The sequence below is a fragment of the Bacteroides gallinarum DSM 18171 = JCM 13658 genome, from assembly GCF_000374365.1.
GTDB lineage: Bacteria > Bacteroidota > Bacteroidia > Bacteroidales > Bacteroidaceae > Bacteroides > Bacteroides gallinarum.
In genome coordinates, this window is the sequence record NZ_KB894128.1 from 76,113 (window position 1) to 92,903 (window position 16,791).

General features: G+C 44.7%; 8 protein-coding genes. 2 read left to right on the top strand and 6 right to left on the bottom strand.

Annotated elements, in window-relative coordinates:
* Positions 1 to 4 precede the first annotated feature (4 nt).
* A complete protein-coding gene (locus C233_RS0109585) occupies positions 5 to 1,636 on the bottom strand; it encodes a sialate O-acetylesterase (RefSeq protein WP_026314813.1) in 1,632 nt (543 codons plus the stop codon).
* Between the two features lie 45 nt (positions 1,637 to 1,681).
* The gene (locus C233_RS0109590) at positions 1,682 to 3,397 is read right to left on the bottom strand and encodes a GH35 family beta-galactosidase (protein ID WP_025068721.1); all 1,716 of its coding nucleotides are present in this window, start codon (positions 3,395 to 3,397) and stop codon (positions 1,682 to 1,684) included.
* 448 nt (positions 3,398 to 3,845) lie between these two features.
* On the opposite strand from C233_RS0109590, the gene C233_RS0109595 reads away from it, so the two are divergent.
* Both C233_RS0109595 and C233_RS22555 read left to right on the top strand, forming a co-directional pair.
* A complete protein-coding gene (locus C233_RS0109595) occupies positions 3,846 to 5,717 on the top strand; it encodes a sialate O-acetylesterase (protein WP_025068722.1) in 1,872 nt (623 codons plus the stop codon).
* Positions 5,718 to 5,761: 44 nt separating this feature from the next.
* Positions 5,762 to 6,871, top strand: coding sequence for an endo-1,4-beta-xylanase (locus C233_RS22555; RefSeq protein WP_018667386.1), 1,110 nt, complete (start codon positions 5,762 to 5,764; stop codon positions 6,869 to 6,871).
* A gap of 83 nt (positions 6,872 to 6,954) precedes the next feature.
* On the opposite strand, the gene C233_RS0109605 is transcribed toward C233_RS22555, so the two are convergent.
* From C233_RS0109605 to C233_RS0109620, 4 genes are all read right to left on the bottom strand, one after another.
* Positions 6,955 to 8,967: an alpha-glucuronidase gene (locus tag C233_RS0109605; RefSeq protein WP_018667387.1), complete on the bottom strand. Its 2,013-nt coding sequence runs from the start codon at positions 8,965 to 8,967 to the stop codon at positions 6,955 to 6,957.
* Positions 8,968 to 8,975: 8 nt separating this feature from the next.
* Entirely contained in the window at positions 8,976 to 11,435 is a 2,460-nt protein-coding gene (locus C233_RS0109610) for a glycosyl hydrolase 115 family protein (RefSeq protein ID WP_026314814.1), read from the bottom strand.
* Between the two features lie 97 nt (positions 11,436 to 11,532).
* Positions 11,533 to 13,479, bottom strand: a complete 1,947-nt coding sequence (locus tag C233_RS0109615; RefSeq protein ID WP_026314815.1) for a RagB/SusD family nutrient uptake outer membrane protein — start codon at positions 13,477 to 13,479, stop codon at positions 11,533 to 11,535.
* A 15-nt stretch (positions 13,480 to 13,494) separates the two neighbouring features.
* Positions 13,495 to 16,560, bottom strand: coding sequence for a SusC/RagA family TonB-linked outer membrane protein (locus C233_RS0109620; RefSeq protein WP_026314816.1), 3,066 nt, complete (start codon positions 16,558 to 16,560; stop codon positions 13,495 to 13,497).
* Positions 16,561 to 16,791 lie beyond the last annotated feature (231 nt).

The window sequence follows — 16,791 nt, forward strand, 5'->3', positions numbered from 1 at the left end:
TGTACTATTTCTTTATGCTGTTCAGTACACTTTCGGCGGCGCGTTTGCCCAGGGTCTTTTTGTCGAGCGGGTGTATGTCGTTCCATTCTCCTAAGTCGCTGTTGCGTATAAGATAGGTGTTGGAGTTGGCTGCCGCCGCCTTCGCTTGTGCCTGCCTCATTTCCGCCCAGGCTTTCCGGCCGCCGATGTCGTCTTTAGACAGGAAGTCGGCAAGCTCTACGATGTAGAAGGGGAGTTCCGGCTGGTCGAATGTACGGCGCCAGTCGGCAATCATGGCGGTCAGGAGGGAGGTGTATTCATTCCGGCGCGATACGTTCGATTCGCCCTGATACCATAATACGCCTCGTACGGAATAGTTACGCAGCGGGGCTATCATGGCATTGTATAGGCATACCGGCTGGTAACAGAAGAACATCATGCTTGGAGACGGTGGCATAGGAGCTCCCAGGCGGTATTTCCATTCTTGTTTCAAGGTGATTTCTTCGTTACCGCAGATAATTTTATATGGCTTTTCCTGTACGAAGCTCGGTTGTCCTCCGTTGCTGATGATGCGTACGGTGATATTGTTTTTCCCGGATTTCAATACGCCGGCGGGTATGCGGTAGATGCGGGGTGGGTACTGATAGCCGGTGGTTCCGACGAATACTCCGTTTACATATACGGAGTCGGCATCGACGATGCAGCCCAGGCGCAAGGTGGCTTCTTTGCCTGCAAATGACTGGGGTGCTTCTATGTCCTGGCGCAGCCAGTGCGAACCGCCAATCGGGTTCAGCCCGTTGTTTCCCCATGTGCGCGAGAACATGTTTACCGTTTGCCAGTTGCGGTCGTCATAGTCGGGGGCATACCAGGGAGTCGGTTCGTGCAGTCCTGCATCGCCGCGGTAGAGTGCCGAGTTCCAGCGGCGGAAACTTTCTCCTTCTACTTGCTTGATACGGGCGCAATAGGCGTCGTCCTCATACTGGCGTTTGGCGTTGATGTACAGGGGAAATTCTTCCAGGCCTTCTTCGCTTATCCATGCTTCTACGGGAGTACCGCCCCAACTGGAGTTGATGATGCCTACGGGTATGCCGGTCTTTTCGTACATTTCTTTGGCGAAGAAGTAGGCAAGTGCCGAGAAATCCATTACATTTTCTTGTGTCAGCGGTTTCCAGCCCGTAGCGGACAAGTCTTCTTGCGGTGCGTGGAAGTCGTATTCTTTGGGTACGATGATGTGGCGGATTTTATCGTTGTCGTAACTGCGGATTTCTTGGGCGAACATATCCGTTACCCGTCTTACGGGCAGTTCCATGTTGGATTGTCCCGAGCAGAGCCATACATCGCCTATCAATAGGTCGTTCAGTTCGATGTCGTTGATTTGCATCCGGTAAGGACCGCCTGCTTTCTGCGGCGGTAAGGTGATGCTCCAGCGCCCGCCGGCATCGGCGGTGGCATGATAGCTTTTCTTCTGTAATGTTACGGTGATGTTTTCTCCTACATCTGCCGTACCCCATACTTTGACGGGTTGCTCGCGTTGGAGTACCATTCCGTCTGAAATTAAAGCAGGCAGCTTTACCTTTGCATCTGCCCGTAGGGAAGTGCAAAGGCAAAGCAGCACTGCTACTCCTAACCTAATTCTATCATAAACCAAACTTTTCATATTGTATTCTTTGTATTGATAAATCCAACTGAATATGTTGTGCGCTTACCGATATTCGTACAGCCGTACATGCAATATCTTGAAGTCTCCTACGGAGATGCGCACGTGGCGTCCCTGGTGGTCTTGGTCTCCATTGAGCCGGCGGATATAACGGAGTTTTCCTTCTTTATCTACTTCCACTTCGTCTACATATCCGATACCACAACGCATTCCTTTGAATTTATCGTCATGTTTCGCTTCTGCCTGCTGGCCGTTTTTCAAGGCGAATCCGTCCTCTCCCAGTAATTTACGGGCTTCGGAGGCTTGTTTTTCCGATGTTTTGGCAAATTCCAGAACGATGCCGTTGCCTGCCACGATGTATTCGTTTTCGGAGAGTTTCAGCAGGATGCCACCTCCTTCAGGCCATGGGCTGCCGTCCGTTGCACGCGGGTCCCAGGGGAGTGTGAAGAAATGGCGGGCTGTTATGGTCAGGTCATCGTCTGTGATGATGCGTTCTTTGTTCTTTCCGTCGAAAAGCAGCCCTTTCATCACGCCTTTGCCTTGGTATTTGGTGAGTAAAGGCATCAGCTCTTTCAGCTTGGCATAGCTTTGAACCAGAGGCGAACCGGGAGAGTCCGAACCGTTTTCTATGGAGAACGGGCTGATGCCGATAGCATCGTGTTCGCCGAAGATATAAAATGCCCTGACGCCATTGTTGTCTGTCAAGCCGATTTCCGGAATGAAAAGGGGATTATTGTGTAGTTTGTATTGTGCTGTCCAGTCAATGAACCCGTTATCGTACAAGTCGGGTGCAAGCATATCGATGCTGGGTGCTCCGCAATGCCATACGTCGATTAGATGCGCCAACGGGCCGGCCGAGGGGTATTCGCCCGGTTTGCGTCCACGGCTGTTCATTGCGGCATTGACGTATAACGGGACATTATAAATAGAACGGGCTGTCTGTGCCAGCCGCTCTACGTATTTGGCATAGTGCCATGCCATGAAGATTTCGTCAGTATAGATGTCCGCTCCGAATACTTCCTGCCAGTTGCCTTGTTTCTTGCATCCTTGGCTTTCCCATTTTTTGAGCATCTGCGGGTGGAGCGTTTTCTTGTTCTTTTGCAGGTAGGTCATGAATTCTTCCGGTACAGGGGCGTTGAATGCTTTATTGGCTTCGCGCGAATAGTCGCGGGCGTCTTCCAGCATGCCTATTTCATTTTCTATTTGTATCATGATTACCGTGCCTTCTTCTTTATCGGCGGCGGCTATGTGTTGCATCCATTTGGAAAAAGCGCGTTGGTCGGCTTCGTACACGGCTTCGGAAAAGGCGCTGGCTATTTCGAGCGGTTTCCCGTTCCGGGTGTACGCGCGCGGGAATCTCTTATAGTTTTCTTTGAACCATAGGGGAGCATAGCAGCTCATGGAGTTTTTCCACGCTCCGAACCATAGAAAGACGACTTTCAGGTTGTTCCGGCGTGCCTGTTGCAGGACTTTGTCCGTAAGTGTGAAGTCGAAGCTGCCTTCGGTGGGTTCTATCAAATCCCAATAGGCCGGAACCAATACGGTATTCAGCCCCATTCTTTCTAATTTCGGGAAAATATGTTCGATATCCTGCACACAGGCAGCAGATGAATTGCCCAGCTCTCCTCCTAATATAAGGAAAGGGGCACCGTCTACTACAAGCTGGGTGGCAGTACCTTGTTTTTGTAGGGTGCTGTTTTGGGCGAGGGTATGTCCAATGGCTAAACAGTTTAAAATTAAAAATAGAATAAATTTCGTCATGTATTTTTCGAATGAGCTGTTTAATATGAAACTTCACAAAGGTAGCCAACTGCTTTTTAATTCGTTTTGGAATATGTATCACAAAACTTATTGTATGTTACATCTTTTATCTTATACGTTACATTGCTTGTTGTAATGCTTTGTATTTCTTGTTTTGGTGGCTTTTAAAATTCTTTGGATAGGACATTTGAAGTGGTTACGGTTATTTCCGACATCGCAATCCGATAGTGGGAATTGTTGTTTGGGGATAGCGGTTTATAGTTGCAATATGATGAAATCCTTTGTTTGGGCGGGTGATATGGCAGTCTGTTTGCGGCTTGTTACATGGAAAAAAGAAAAGGTAACATTGAAAATGATATTGTAATCTTGATAGAATAATGTGTAACATGTTCGGCGGTTTGTGTAGAGTGGATTACGTATTTTTGAAGAAGTGAAAATCTACTATGGTATGGAAAGAATTTTTTTAATTATTTGTTTCGTTTTGGGGTCTTGCGCAGCTTCATTGCCGCTTTCGGCTAAAGTCAGGCTTCCTCGTTTGGTGAGTGACAGAATGGTTTTGCAGCGTGATACAGAACTGAAAATATGGGGGTGGGCTTCTCCCGGAGAGAAAATAACCGTACGTTTTCAGGGGAAACATTACGATACGGAAACCGATGTACATGGTAACTGGCAAGTCCTTTTGCCGCCACAACAGGCTGGAGGTCCTTTTCTTCTGGAAGTGAATGAACTCGTGATTCGCGATGTTTTAGTGGGTGATGTGTGGCTTTGTTCCGGCCAGTCCAACCAGGAAACTCCTATTGCACGTCTTACGGATATGTTTCCTGAAATCAATGTGTCGAACAATCACATGATACGGCATTACAAAGTGCCTACCCAGAACTCGTTAGGAGAGTTGAAAGATGAGATTGCAGGTAATGCCGGTTGGCATTCTGCTACAGCTTCCGATGTACTGAACTGGACGTCATTGGCTTATTTTTTTGCTCAAGAGGCGTATAATAAATACAAGGTACCCATAGGGATGCTGGTATCCAGCCTGGGCGGTTCTGCTATAGAGAGTTGGGTGAGTCAGGAACATTTGGTAGAGTTTCCGGATTTGGTTTTTGATAAGGCTGCTATGGATAGCCTGAAATTGGCAAAGCTGGACAAAGGGGCTGGTAAATGGCATTTGACAGATTGGAATGATACGAGTTGGGCGACAATGGAAGTTCCGGGATACTGGTGGGAAAATGGTATCCGTGAAAAAGGTACTGTATGGTATAGAAAATCTTTTCGGGTTCCCGATTCTATGGTAGGAAAACATGCCCGTCTTTATATGGGAACGCTGGTTGACAGTGATTCCATTTTTGTGAACGGAACTTTCGTCGGTTTTACTTCATATACCTATCCTCCCCGTAAATACGATATTCCGGCGGGTGTCCTGATGAAGGATGAGAATGTGATAACCGTGAGACTTACGGCAAATTCAGCCAACGGTGGCTTTGTCAAAGGTAAGGAGTATAAAATTGTGGGAGATGATGCGGAAGTGAATCTTGCCGGTATATGGAAATATAAAAGGGGAATTAACCAGGATGATGTAGAAAAATATGCTGATAAACTAAAGAATCTTACTAAAGCCGGTTCCGGGCTTTATAACGGGATGATTTATCCGATTAGTAATTATCGGGTAAAAGGGGTTATTTGGTATCAGGGCGAAAGCAATGCCGGTCGTCCGCAAACGTATGCTTCTTTACTGGAAGCCTTGATTAAGGATTGGAGAGAACTTTGGGAAATGCCTGATATGCCTTTCTTATTGGTACAGTTGCCTAACTTTATGGAAAAGAATGGCAGCCCTTCCGATAGCGGCTGGGCGAGAATCCGTGAGGCTCAATTAAAAATAGCGTTGAATGTTCCTCATACTTCTTTGGCGGTAACTTATGATGTGGGTGAATGGAATGATATTCATCCGTTAAACAAGAAAACTGTGGCACAACGGCTCTTTCTGGGAGCACGTAAACTTGCATATGGCGAAAAAGTAACCGCTTCCGGTCCGCTGTATAAGGAGATGAAGGTGGAAAGGAATAAGATAATCCTGACTTTTACGGAAATAGGTCGCGGACTGGCTTGTAGGGGGAAAAAGTTGGAGCATTTCGCTATTGCCGGTGAAAATCGTGAGTTTGTATGGGCAGATGCCGTGATACGGGGTAATAAAGTTATTGTGAGCAGTAAGGTTGTAAATAATCCGGTAGCGGTACGTTATGCCTGGAGTAATAACCCGGAAGATGCTAATCTATGTAATAAAGAGGGACTATTGGCATCGCCTTTCCGAACTGATAATTGGTGATAATTCATTTTAATTTTATATAGTTTCAATAATTGAAGAATGATATGAAAAACAGAAAGACACTATTGGTATTGCTGGCAGGCCTTGCTTTAAGTTCTTGTGCCTCCCGCGTTGCAACGGAGACGGAAGCCTCCTTGAAAGGAGTACTGGGCGACAAGTTCCTTATCGGCGCAGCCTTGAACACCCGCCAGTCGTCCGGCATCGACACGGCCGCTGTACGGATTGTAAAGAGGCATTTCAACTCTATCGTTGCCGAGAACTGCATGAAGTGCCAGACTATTCATCCCGAGGAAGACCGTTATGACTTCCGTCAGGCAGACGAATTCGTTAAGTTCGGCGAAGATAACGGGATGTACATCATCGGGCATTGCCTTATCTGGCATTCGCAGCTCGCCCCGTGGTTTTGTGTAGACAAGGAGGGCAAGAATGTTTCGCCCGAAGTCCTCAAACAACGGATGAAGGAGCACATCACGACTATCGTAAGCCGCTATAAAGGGCGTATCAAGGGTTGGGATGTCGTGAACGAGGCTATTCTGGAAGACGGTTCTTACCGTAAGAGCAAGTTCTACGAAATATTGGGCGAGGATTTTATTCCCCTTGCTTTCCAGTACGCCCACGAAGCCGACCCCGATGCCGAACTGTACTACAACGATTATAACATGCATTCTCCCGGCAAACGCGATGCCGTGGTGAAGCTGGTTAGGGATATGAAGTCTAAGGGGTTGCGTGTGGATGCAGTCGGTATGCAGGGTCATGTGGGTCTCGACTATCCTTCCATGAAAGATTTCGAGTCCAGCATGCTCGCTTTCGGTTCTACGGGTGTCAAGGTAATGATAACTGAGTGGGATATGAGTGCCCTTCCTACCTTGAACCGTACTGCCAATATCTCCGATACGGTGGCTTACAAGCAGATGCTCAACCCTTATCCCGATTCGTTGCCCGACAGTATTTCCCGGCAATGGAACGAGCGTATGTCGGGTTTCCTCAATCTCTTTATCAAGCATTCCGATATCGTGAGCCGTGTTACTGCCTGGGGTGTTAGCGACGGTGATTCCTGGAAGAACGATTTCCCAGTACGTGGTCGGAAAGATTACGCTTTGCTGTTCGACCGTGATTATCAGCCCAAGGACTTTATCAAAGAAATATTGGAATAATCCGGCAGATTTATTTTAGATAAAAAGTTATTGAAAAAATCACCCACGCACAGAAGTCACTCTGTAGCGTGGGTGAAGTGTTTTTAAATAGATTTTTTGATAATGACCGGACGGTGGTTTTCGTCATGGTAAGGCATACCGTAACGATTGGATTTCACTCTCCTGTTTATTAGTGAATCGATAGGTGTTTTTAAGGGTTTCACCTCAGCAGGAAGCTCTTTACCGGAGAAAGTCTGGAAATATCCTACGCAAGCGTCTCGCCACCATTCAGCATCATTCTTTTGAATATCCAGTTTTTCTGCTACTTCATTGAAGATAGTTTCGCTGACGTATGGTTTGAGATTTGTCCAAGTTTTCTTGTATTTCTCAACCTGCGAGATTCCTTTGTCATAGTGAAGGCAAATTTCATCCCAAAGTTCTCTTCCGGAAGAGAGTTTATAGTTCCATGGGATATGGTGGAACCAAAGAAGCAGATTTTCCGGGCAGGTTTGAAGGGAGTTGAACCGTGATGCAAGCGGCTCATGGTATTGGTCTACGTTGGCGGAGCCGTTACGGGTACGGTCGAATCCGACTCCTTCTTTATCTGCTTTGTGATAGAATACGGGTGACCAGTCGGGTCTTATGCTGTTTTCCCACGGGCCCGGACCATAGTGGGAACCACCGAATATGTGGTGGAAACCGAGAGGCATCATGTAATTTACGGCTGTTTCACGGGAACTCATCATTATATCTTTGACAGGACTGAGAAATTTTTGTTCATAAGTTTTGGCGTTTACTCCTTTGGGTATGGTAAAGGTCTGGCGTACCCATTCGTCTGCAATCTGTTCGGCACTTAACGTTGGATTCCAGGCAAGACGTCCGAAAGCATACCAATTGGATTGGGCGAAAATGTATCCGCAGAAATTAGATACTTGGCCTGTGTTTGCAACACCTGCAATACCTTTTACCATTTTTGCTACAGTAGCTCCTTCTCCGTCTCTGTAAGTGTCGCTGTCAAGACATTCTTCATAGGTAGTACCGTGGTAAACCAGATGATTGGAGAAGCCGAGGTATTCTTGGGTGATTTGAAACTCTATCATCATAGGGGTTTTGTATAACTGTCCGAAAAGAGGGCTGAAAGGTTCACGTGGCTGAAAGTCGATAGGGCCGTTTTTAATTTGAATAATGACGTTATCTGCAAATTGCCCGTCGAGAGGTTTGAATTCTTCCACGGCCTGATTGGCTCTGTCGTTACTGGTAGGATTGTATACAAAGGCTCTCCACATGATAATTCCACCATAGGGAGCGACAGCCTCGGCAAGCATATTCGCACCGTCGGCATGGGTTCTGCCATAATCTTGCGGACCTGCCTGGCCTTCGGAATTTGCTTTTACGAGGAAGCCGCCAAAATCGGGGATGGCTGCGTAGATTTCTGATGCTTTGTCTTTCCACCACTGACGTACCTTAGGGTTGAGAGGGTCTCCTGATTTTAGTCCGCCAAGGGTGATAGGACTTGTCCATTTTATTGCCAAGTAAGTAGTTATGCCGTATTCTCTGAGTATATCGGCAATCCGGGCAACTCTTTCGATATGTTCTTTGTCGAGAATGAGCGGATTGGAATTGACATTGTTGAGTACAGCTCCGTTTAATCCTACAGAAGAGCATAGCTCACCATAGTGGTGAATTCTTTCTGCTGGAATTTCTTTGGCCGTCCACTCCCACATAGATAGTCCGGCATAGCCTCTTTCTACCGTATCATCGAGATTGTCCCAGTGATTGAGGATACGGTATTCATAATATGGTTTCTCACGAATATCCAGATTGGTATCTGCTTTACCGAGGACTTCTGCTCTTTGGAGGGCATATACTCCGTAACGGATAGCCGACCGGGAACCTCCGTTGATGTAACGTTTGCCGTCGGCATCATAAATATGGTATTCTTCTTTGGCAAGACTACTGTCTATCTTGGTCACCACGGAGTTAAGTATATCTTCGTAGCTTCGTCCGTTTGCGAGCCAAAGCATGGTTCCGTCTTGCTCTACGGGGTCGGGAGCGCTGCAAGCCGAAAATGTCAATGCGGAAAAAAGAATGATAGTAAGCGTTCTGATGTTTTTCATACGTGTATTTATTTAATTAGTTTAGAGGACGGTGCTCCGAGGTATGAGGGTTTGAGCCCCCCGAAATCAATAAGGATTTTTTCCATTACAATACCCGGTTCCGCAAATCTGAAACGGAGGGTGTGTCGTCCGGGGTTACCGAAGTCGACCTCCATATCTGTTTTTATAATACTATTGGCTTGCCACAGGCCGAGTCCTCCGTCGTAGTGTCCATTGAAATTGACTATTTGTTCCTGATTATCATCTATACTGATAGCAAAACATAATCCTTTGTTGGCATTGAAGTTGAGAGTGGGAGCAAGGAGTATGCTTAGTTTAGCCTTACCCGAAGAGGTGGTTTCCAGCTCGTATTCTACATAAGCATTGTCTGGAGTCATGGAAGCCGGCAAAGTAGTGACGGCACATTCTGTTTTGCCGAGGTCGGGAATTACAGTAGCTCCATGATTGGTTTTGAAGTTCCCTGCTTCGATAGAAATATGTCTGTCTGTTTCTTTATGACAGAGATAGGGTGCATCTCCGGATTTTTTTACTTTGGGCATTGTTTGTTTTTCCGGTTGTTGCCAGTAAGTGTATCCGATATGTACCTGGTCCATCATATGATTCCATTTACCTTTTGCAATTTCACGGTTGTAACGGGCGCATAATAGAGAATCTCTTTTGTATAATTCCTCGACACGTTTTGCCCAGTGGTTGATTTCGGTCGGAGATTCTGCTTTTGCGTTCATCGCTACGGAGTAATACATTTCATAAATATTCTGCATAGCTTGAATAGGGAATAGTACAAGTTCTTCATAGGCATCGTACCAGCGAGGGTCGAGGTTCTGATAAACTCTTAAAGCCCGGAGCTCCAGATTATTCCACTCTCTGACAACAGTGGGCCATTCATCATAATTGAACTGGTATGTGTTTGCATTCAAGAGTTCGGGAGTAACCCTACGCGCATATTTACTGTAAAGTTTAATGATGTCGGCTATTTCTTCTGCCTGTTCTTCACCGAATTGATGTGCTGCAAAGGCTATGGTATGACTGAATATATTATTGGGATTGAAAGCTTTGGGATTCCAAGCCATGTCAAGAAAGAATTGGATAGGATACTCCATCGGTTTTAAGTCGCCTACATTGACTATCCAAAGTTTCCTGACACCGTATTCGTAACAAAGGTTCATTTGTTCCCAAATGCGCTCTACTTGGTTACAATTTAGCCATTTATAATTTCTTGGGCCTCCTACATAGTCAAAGTGGTAATATATGCCGTAGCCACCTTTACGAGGTTTGTCGGTTAATGAAGGTAGCTTTCGTACATTACCCCAGTTGTCGTCGCAAAGTAGTAATGTTATGTCGTCCGGAACACGCATGCCTTTATCATAATAGTCTTGTACTTCTTTGTATAAAGCCCATACCTGGGGAGTTTCGGAAGGTTTCTTGCCTGTAACTTTAGCAATAATCTTGCGTTGGTCTTTGACGATATTTTGTAATAGGCTGATGTTGGCATTTTCACTCATTGGCATATCGCCGTCTCCCCGCATGCCTATGGTGATTACTGATTCCCAATCTTTGCAGCGTTCCATTCCCTTTGTCCAAAAATCCCGAAGCGCAGTAGCATTTTGAGTATAATCCCATGTACCTGTTCCACGGCGTTTCCAGTCTTGTTGCGCCAATCCCATCGGTTCGTGGTGAGAAGTCCCCATAACTATTCCCATTTCATTTGCCAGTACCCCGTTTTGTTCATCGTCATCGTAGAAAGCACTAGCCCACATCGCAGGCCACATGAAATTTCCTTTTAGGCGGAGTATGAGTTCGAATACTTTTTCATAAAACCGGCTGTTGAAGCCTCCGAATGTCTTTTGTGCCCAGTTTCCTAAAGAGGGCCATTCGTCATTCAGGAAGATGCCCCGATATTCTATGGCAGGTTCTCCGTCCGTGTAGGTACCTGGAAGAATTGAGATTTTATTTTTGTGCTTTACGGGAACATCTGCCCAATAGTACCAAGGGGATATCCCCATTTGAGAAGATAACTCATAGATGCCATAGATTGTACCTCTTTTATCGCTACCGGCAATTACTACGGCTTCTTCTACTCCCTCCAACGGTTGTTTGACGGTACATAAGATATACTTTTCCCGTTTTTCTTTTAATGCATCAGCCGGAATTTTTCCCGATGATATCAGTTGTTTTATCCAACTGCTACGCTCGAGCGAACCGATTATCAATAATCGTTTTTCGGTTATGGAATTTGTTATTTGAGGGATTACACCGGTTACTGTCTGTGCATCTGTTTGTAAATTCGTAACGGCGCGGAGTATTCCTTTGTAGTCTTTGTTATCTACCAGTATCGGGTAAGATTTCTTTTCTTGTATCCATTTAAAACCAGTATCCTTGTTGGTTATAAAGCGTTCTGCTGCTTTCAGGGGCAATTGCAAACATATGCTTGCCAAAAATAAGATAATGTAAAATCTTCTATTCTTCATAGTATCAATGTTTACAAAAAACCGCTTGCAGAGACATTGAGACATCTACAAGCGGTTTTGATGAATACCTATTGCGGGTTTATCTTAAAAAGATGAATTATCTGTATTCAGGGTTCTGATAGTTCTTCTTTTCATCAGCACTCATTTCCATACCGTCGAGTTGTCCTTGTGGGATAGGACGCAGATAATGTCCGGGATTAATGGTGCGTGTGTAAGTCTTGATTTCACGGTCTCCCTTTTCATCTCCGCAAATCTCATAGCTATCGGCATACTCATTCCACTTTTGTGTACGTACGAGGTCGAACCAACGGTAGCCTTCCCCATAAAATTCGCGTGAGCGTTCATCAAGGATATAATCGATATCGATTGTAGCCGGAGTATCGTTTGTCAGGTCGGAGCCATAATCAACGTCTTTTTCCATATTTTCCGCATTGCTGAATGTCCATTTCCCTGCACGGTCGCGAAGTACGTTAACCAATTCACGTGCACTTTTGTTAGGTTTGGTTGTTGCGCCTTTTACCGCTGCTTCGGCTGCAATTAAATAAAGTTCTGAGAATTTGGCAATATTGTATGGACGTGTACTACCGGCATTCGGTTGGCCTACACCTGTACCATTGTCTGTACGATAAGGACCAAGTTTCCAAAGCCCGGGGTATACACGACGACTGATTGCGCTGGGTCCCATAACATAATCACTACGTCCCGCTATGGTTCCTGCTCCGGTATTGCTGTCTCCTGCTCCATTCGGATATTGGATAGTAGGGTCGTCTTCAGGGAGGAAAGTTAATAAGGGTTCTCCTTCGGTTACTTCCATACCATTAGCACCTATTACACTTGTCCAGTCGTTTCCGTTTGTAGACCAGTTACCGCGGTAAACAGTTGTAAATGTTCCGTCATAACGGGAATCTTTCTTTTTATCTTTAAAAGTATGTGTGAATACACTGTGGGGAGGGGCCATACGTGTCCATGGACGACCATATGCTTGTTCGGCTACACGAATGACCGGTGAAATAACCTTACCGTTTTTGTCTTTGGCCTGGATATCCGTATAGTTCCAATTCATCATCCAACCGGCAAAATTATCAGGGGCTCCACCGCTGCCGTAAGTCAGGCTACCACCATTGTAATATTCATCCTCTTGCGTATGGTCGGCATACAGCAAAATTTCTTTGTTTCGGTCGTTCGGGCCGGCATTGACTTGATAAAAACTTTCCATCAACCCATAAGGGCCGGGGTTGTCGATTGCTTCAGTGGCAATATCATATGCTTGCTGATAATACCACGCTGCGTCATGCCCGTCAGGGTCTGTACGGTCACATTCCGGATATGTAGGGATATTATTGGGATTTTCCAACCACCAGGCATATGTCAGGTATGCTTTTGACAAGTATAAGCGTGCTACCGTCTTGGTAACTCCACCTGTTACACGGGGATTGTCCGGTAAATCAGCAGTAGCAGTCTTTAAATCGGGGAATATGGCTTTAGTGTATACTTCGGGAACAGTGTTGCGTACGGAAGTACGTGAAGTTGATATGTTGAATTTCAATTCACCTGCACCCAAATCCAAGGGTACGCCTCCAAATGTCTGCACTAATAAGAAATAATCCATACCGCGGAAGAAGTGTGCTTCTGCAAGAAGAGATGCTGAAACACCTACTTTAGACCCGTTTTCGATTACACCGTTAGCTGTGTTAATATTCGAAAATGCCGTTCCCCACAATACATCCGAACGGCTGCTGCTTGCTGTCAGGCTTCCTGCTCCCGATAGGTCGGCATCTTTAAAGTTGCCGTCGGCAGATTGAGCATAAGTCGCTTCATCCGTTCCGGTCAGACAGGAGTTGTAATAGTAAGCTTGTCCGTAAATGTAACGTAAGTGTGCGTACATAGAAGTTATACCGCCTTCTACGCCTCTTTCTGTCTGAAAGAATGTAGGTTCGTAAATACTACGTGGCTGTTCGTCCAAGATATCTGAGCAAGAAGTTGCAAAGAGCATGGCTAATGCCGTAGTTCCCAGAACTCTTATATTGGTAAATATTGGTTTCATAGTTTCAAAGCTTAATTAGAATGTCAAGTTAATGCCGAATAAATAATTACGTGTAGAAGGAGAATTGGTTCCCACCGTCAGGAAACGACTTTGGATACCACTTGTAACTGCTACGTTCTCATTTCCATAAGAGTTGGTTTCCGGATCCAAGCCGGTTTCTTTGTGGAATGGAGAGCATATTACGAACGGGTTCTGTATCGTTACATAAGCACGTAAACTTTGAATGCCGAAGTTTTTCAGCCATTTCTGTTTATCGAAATTATATCCTAAAGAAATGTTACGTACTTTCCAGTAAGAAGCGTCGAAGTATCCTAATGTACTACCATATTTGGGGTTGTCACCGCTTTGGATACCACCCGGTTTGGGATACTTGGCATCGGTGTTTTCTTCTGTCCAATAGTCTACATCTACTTGTCCTCTACGTCCGGTCAGCATATTCAGATAACCGTTGGCATGGTGTAATGTACTGATGAGCTTACCTCCGTATTTGAATGCTGTAATGATATTCAGGTCAAATCCTTTATAGGCAACGCGTGTACTGAAACCACCCGTAAATTTCGGTTCCATGCTGATGATTTGGCGGTCGTCCGGTCCGATTTGACGAACGGGAGTACCGTCTTCATTATATTCACCGGTATATTTAACTTTAATCATACCAACATTACCACCGGGTTCCAAAATATCGAGATAGGGGTCACCTTCTTGCCATAAACCTATTTTTTCGTAATCGTAGATTGCATCGATAGGATAACCTACAAACCAGTTGTTGGATTCGTCACGGTCTGCTCCAGAAGCTAATTCCGTCAGTTTGTTACGGTTAGCTGATATATTGAGGCTGGCATCCCAAGTCCAACCGTTGTAGTTATCGAGAATTGTTCCGTTTAGGGTGAATTCGACACCTTTATTTTCTGTCTTTCCTACATTACCTACATAACTGCTTACACCGGAAGTTGCAGGTAGGTTGACGTTTTGCAGCAAATCGGATGTTTTTTGTATATAGTATTCAAATGTTCCAGATAAACGACCGCCGAATAAAGTGAAATCAAGACCGAAGTTCCAAGTGGAAGAATATTCCCAGCCTAAGTCGTAATTGGGCAATGCAGAAACATAATAACCGGTGGCATAACCTGTGGGGCCAAAATTATAAGGACGGGTAGATAGTTTTCCCCATGTGGAATAGGGGCTTACAGCCTGATTGGAGGTTTGTCCGTATCCTACACGTACTTTAAGAATATCCAACCATTCGAAATCGTCCATAAATGATTCTTGACCGATATTCCAACCGGCAGATACAGCAGGATAAGTATGCCATTGGTGGCCTTTTGCCAATCGTGAAGATGCATCGGCACGTACGGTTGCCATTAACATGTAGCGGTTATCATAAGTGTACATTGCACGTCCCATCCAAGACATCAGACCGCTTTTCTGGTAATCCCAATTATCGGGATTGACAGTAATAGTACTTTCTGCACGACCTAAATTATAGTATTGTAGATATTCTGCTGGAATATCACGCGCAGCGATATTCGACTTGGTGTAAACGGTTTCTTCTGCAGAATACATTCCTACTATATTCAATTGGTGTTTACCGAATGTGCGGTCATAAGTTACCAGGTTTTCTATTGCCCAGTTGGTCGTTTCCGAGTGTGACAAAGATGCGGTAGAAGGAGTATCGGCAGTTGTACTGTTTACACCTTCACCAGTGAAAGCGCCTCCTTTGGTAGAACGGTAGTTCAATCCCAGATTGACACGGTATTTCAATCCTTTTACCCATGGGCATTGTATTTCTGCAAAAAGATTGTTATAAGTACCGAAACCTTTTTGCTCATTCAGCCAACTATCCTCCAAGTTTTCCACAACATCACGTGTTATAACGAAATATTCGTCCTGGCTATTCAGTTTTACAGTTCTCTTCAGGCTTCCGTCTTCATTGTACGGATTGGCAATCGGAGAGTTTGCCAATACATTATATAAACCGATATTAGAACCTTTTGTTATATTATAATTGGTGTTGGTGGTTAATCCGAAACGGAAATATTTACCTACGCCTTGGTCGAATGAACCGCGTAACGAATAACGGGTATAATTCTGGGTCGGGATAACCCCCTGGTCTTTATAGTAGGCTGCACCGAAACTGTAACTTCCTTTGTTTGTACCTCCTGCTACACTGACATCATGGCTGGTTACCATACCTGTACGATACATTAAATCTTGCCAATCCGTATTGACATCATCCGATTCATCTAACGAGTTTTCAAATTTGCCGGCGTATTTACGCATTTCAGCAAATTTCTGTCCGCTCATCATCGGATATTTGGAGAATACGGACTTTGCACCTACATAACCATTATATGTAAATTTGGCAGGCGTTCCTTGTGCTCCTTTGTTTGTAGTGATTAAAATAACACCATTGGCTCCACGCGAACCATAGATAGCAGTAGAAGATGCGTCTTTCAATATGTCCGTGCTTTTAATATCACCGGGGTTGATATCGGAAAGATTTCCCATAAAAGGAATACCGTCCAATACTACTAACGGGTCATTGGAAGCTGTCAGAGAACGGGTACCACGAATACGGATTTGCATGGTAGCACCGGGTTGTGAAGATGTCTGTGCCATATCTACACCGGCTATACGGTTTTGCAGGGCGTATGTAATGTTCGTAGCCGGTATTTCGCGTAACTTATCACCGCCCACTGATGCGATAGAACCTGTTACATCTGATTTACGGGCTGTACCATAACCGATAACGACTACTTCTTCCAATGCTTTGGAATCTTCTTTTAATGTAATGTTTAGATTTGCGTTTCCTTTTATAGGAATTTCTTGTGTTACATATCCTATATAAGAAATTACTAAGGTTGAATTTTTTTGTACTGTTAACGAAAAGTTTCCGTCCAAGTCGGTTATCATACCATTGGTTGTCCCTTTTTCTGTTACATTAGCACCAATGATTGGTTCACCGAAATTATCTTTCACAATACCCTTTACCGTGATATTCTGGGCAAAACCCCACAGAGGTATCAGGCAGAGCAACAATAATAGCCCGAAGGGCCTAAAATAATAAGTTGTGCATTTCATAAAAAACAAGGTTTTAATTGAATAAAAATGTTAAATCAAAGTATAGACTCTAAAAGGTTCTTTCTTATGTTTTCATATGCTATATTTTATGTTAGACATTTGTTTTTGAATTCTGCGATTAACAAAGATTAGAGGCGTATACCCCAACTTTCTGATGTAGACAAAAGTAGTAACCATTTATAATATAATAAGATATGGATGATACTTATATTTTTATTTTTGTAACATAGG

Excerpts from the sequence above, each read along its gene's own strand:
- C233_RS0109585 (WP_026314813.1), bottom strand. The coding sequence starts at position 1,636 with ATGAAAAGTTTGGTTTATGATAGAATTAGGTTAGGAGTAGCAGTGCTG.
- C233_RS0109590 (WP_025068721.1), bottom strand. The coding sequence starts at position 3,397 with ATGACGAAATTTATTCTATTTTTAATTTTAAACTGTTTAGCCATTGGA.
- C233_RS0109595 (WP_025068722.1), top strand. The coding sequence starts at position 3,846 with ATGGAAAGAATTTTTTTAATTATTTGTTTCGTTTTGGGGTCTTGCGCA.
- C233_RS22555 (WP_018667386.1), top strand. The coding sequence starts at position 5,762 with ATGAAAAACAGAAAGACACTATTGGTATTGCTGGCAGGCCTTGCTTTA.
- C233_RS0109605 (WP_018667387.1), bottom strand. The coding sequence starts at position 8,967 with ATGAAAAACATCAGAACGCTTACTATCATTCTTTTTTCCGCATTGACA.
- C233_RS0109610 (WP_026314814.1), bottom strand. The coding sequence starts at position 11,435 with ATGAAGAATAGAAGATTTTACATTATCTTATTTTTGGCAAGCATATGT.
- C233_RS0109615 (WP_026314815.1), bottom strand. The coding sequence starts at position 13,479 with ATGAAACCAATATTTACCAATATAAGAGTTCTGGGAACTACGGCATTA.
- C233_RS0109620 (WP_026314816.1), bottom strand. The coding sequence starts at position 16,560 with ATGAAATGCACAACTTATTATTTTAGGCCCTTCGGGCTATTATTGTTG.